The 2,428-nt window shown below is 68.7% G+C and carries 3 protein-coding genes, 1 rRNA gene and 1 pseudogene; 2 read left to right on the top strand and 3 right to left on the bottom strand.

Annotated features, from left to right (window positions below; all coding sequences use genetic code 11):
• A pseudogene (locus tag ACYVE7_RS32615) lies at positions 1–362 on the bottom strand (hypothetical protein); the annotation flags it as partial.
• 142 nt (positions 363–504) lie between these two features.
• Between ACYVE7_RS32615 and ACYVE7_RS32610 the strand changes: the two are divergent.
• Positions 505–879: an HflX-like GTP-binding protein gene (locus ACYVE7_RS32610; RefSeq protein WP_460370245.1), complete on the top strand. Its 375-nt coding sequence runs from the start codon at positions 505–507 to the stop codon at positions 877–879.
• Between the two features lie 267 nt (positions 880–1,146).
• On the opposite strand, the gene ACYVE7_RS32605 is transcribed toward ACYVE7_RS32610, so the two are convergent.
• Positions 1,147–1,638 (bottom strand): GNAT family N-acetyltransferase, encoded by a 492-nt coding sequence (locus tag ACYVE7_RS32605; protein ID WP_460370243.1) that lies wholly within the window; start codon positions 1,636–1,638, stop codon positions 1,147–1,149.
• Between the two features lie 102 nt (positions 1,639–1,740).
• On the opposite strand from ACYVE7_RS32605, the gene ACYVE7_RS32600 reads away from it, so the two are divergent.
• Positions 1,741–2,259: a DoxX family protein gene (locus ACYVE7_RS32600; protein ID WP_460370241.1), complete on the top strand. Its 519-nt coding sequence runs from the start codon at positions 1,741–1,743 to the stop codon at positions 2,257–2,259.
• Between the two features lie 56 nt (positions 2,260–2,315).
• Here ACYVE7_RS32600 and rrf read toward each other — a convergent pair.
• Positions 2,316–2,428, bottom strand: a 5S ribosomal RNA gene (gene rrf, locus ACYVE7_RS32595); the annotation flags it as partial.

Here is a 2,428-nt window from a genome sequence, read left to right as displayed (position 1 = left end):
CCGCGCGCCGTCGCCGGATCGGTGACCCACCCGGCCTCCGCCCACCGTCCGCCGGGCTCGTACGCCTGCACCATCGCCAGCAGTTCGAGCGCCTCACCGTGCCGCCCCGCCAGCGCGAGGGCGTGCGCCCTGGCCACGACGGTGCCCGCGAACACGGATTCGCCGAGCGCCCACAGCTCAGGCCCGCCCCTGCCCGCGACCATCGCCGCCAGCTCCTGGGCGTCCCGCGACCACGGCGCGATCCCGAGCGCGTTGGCGACATGCTCAGCGGCGTGCCCGACCTCACCGTCGTCCAGCGCGAGCCTGGCCATCGCCAGCTCCCCCTCGGACTCAAGCTGAGGCTCCCCGATTCCCTCGTGCACACCGCCACCTTTCCCCACAATCCCGGAAAAGATTGATATCACCCCTCCGACCCCCCCGTCCGAGCAGGCCACACCCCCCCACCCGCCGCAACCGCCCTCCCCCCCCTTGGCCAGAACGACCCCTCCCTCCCAGAATGTCCCCATGCCCCTACACGGACAGAGAGTGATCATCGCCGCCCTCTTCTCCGCCCGCCAGAAAGACCACGCAGCCGTAATGAACGACCTGGCCGCCAAGATCGAATCATCAGGCGGCCAAGTAGTGGCCCACCTCGTCCAACGCCGCGGCGTCTCCGCCGGCAAACCAGGCCGCCCCCTCCGCGGCGGCCGCTCCACCATGCACCTCCCCTACTCCCGCCACACCCTCCTCACCACAGGAAAAGCACAAGAACTCGCCACCCTCGCCCACCTCCACCACCCCGACCTCATCGTCTTCCACAACCCCCTCACCCCCCACCAACGCAAAGTCCTCACCCACCTCACCACCCACCCCGTAACCGACCACCACACCCTCCCCTGACCATCCCGCCCACTCGCCCAACCAGACCGCGCTCCCCCTCAACATCCCGCCCAGCAACCTGCCGAACCGGCCAGACCGCTCCCCCTGAACGTCCCTCGCAGTAACCTGCCCGCCCGACCGGATCGCGCTCGCCCTCAGCGCCCCGCCCAGCAACCTGCTCGCCCGATCGGAACGCGTGCTTTCTCGGCGTCGTGGGCAGTGGTCTGCCGGAGCGGGTGGGGCGGGGGCGCGCGGGGGCGTGGAGGTGGATCGGTTGGTGGGGACGGGTCAGGGGGTGGTTTCGGTGTGGAAGACGCGCATTCCGCGGGAGGTGTAGTTGGCCAGGGCGTGGGGGTGGTCTGTGGAGGTGGTGCGGAGCCAGATGCGGGAGGCGGGCTTCCAGGTCCAGGCTTGGGTGAGGGCTAGTGTCAGGGCGTGGCCGCCCAGGCCGGTGCCGACCCAAGGCGGGAGTAGGCCGAAGGTGGTGAGCTCGATGTCTCCGACGGCGGGGCCCGGCTGGATGGCGAAGGCGCCTACGGTCGTGGTGTTCTGCTCGATCAGCCAGAAGCGGCGGTCGGGGTGCTGGAGGGCGGCCTCATCCCAGTCGGCGGGGGTGCGGGCCGCGCTGCGCCACTGGTAGGCGCGGCCGATCTCAGCGCAGAGCGAGCGCATCAGCGGTGAGTAGGCCGGCTCCTCGCGCGTGGCCAGGCCCGGTACTGGACGGGCCGGACGGAGCTCTGTCGCCGACCCCATCTCCAGATAGGTGATCGTCTTCGCCATGGCGTTAACCGTACCGATAGACCGAGAGCGGAAAGATCCGGCATTTCATGGCGTTTGCCGGGAAGATACGTGTTCATGGTGAGGCGGCCTCTTTACGATGTGGTGGCGTTGTTCGCGCGGATCGCGGTCGGGGTGGTGTTCGTCGCCCACGGCTGGCAGAAGATCCAGGACGGGCTGACTGCCACCGCAGTGACCTTCGACATGCTCGGCGTCCCCCTGCCGACCGCAGCAGCCACATACGCGGCGTTCGCGGAACTCCTCGGCGGAACGGCACTGATCATCGGTCTCGGGCTGCCCGTGACCGGGCTGCTGCTCTTCCTCGACATGGCCGGCGCGTTCTACTTCGTCAACGCCCAACACGGACTGATCGGCCAGGACGGCTTCGAACTCGTCCTGGTACTCGGCGCTGCCAGCCTCCTGTTCGCCGCAGGCGCGGGCGGACGGCTCACCCTCGACCAGATCATCTTCCAGCCCCGCCGCACCCGCCCCGACACCGACCACCAAGACGACGACACCACCCCATTCCTCCCACCCGAAGAACCCCGCCGCCCCCAACGCGAACTCCCCACCGACATCCCCGTCGCAGGACGCCCCATCCACCTCCCCGAAGACCCCCACTAATCCCAGAAAATGCGAAAGGCCCCGGACCAAATGGTCCAGGGCCTCTCAACTAATAATTGCGGCGGTGTCCTACTCTCCCACACAGTCTCCCGTGCAGTACCATCGGCGCTGAAGGGCTTAACTTCCGGGTTCGGGATGGGACCGGGTGTTTCCCCTACGCAAATACCGC

Source organism: Actinocorallia lasiicapitis, from assembly GCF_054778695.1.
Note: the sequence above shows the minus strand (reverse complement) of the source record. Positions and strands in the feature narration are given on the sequence as shown.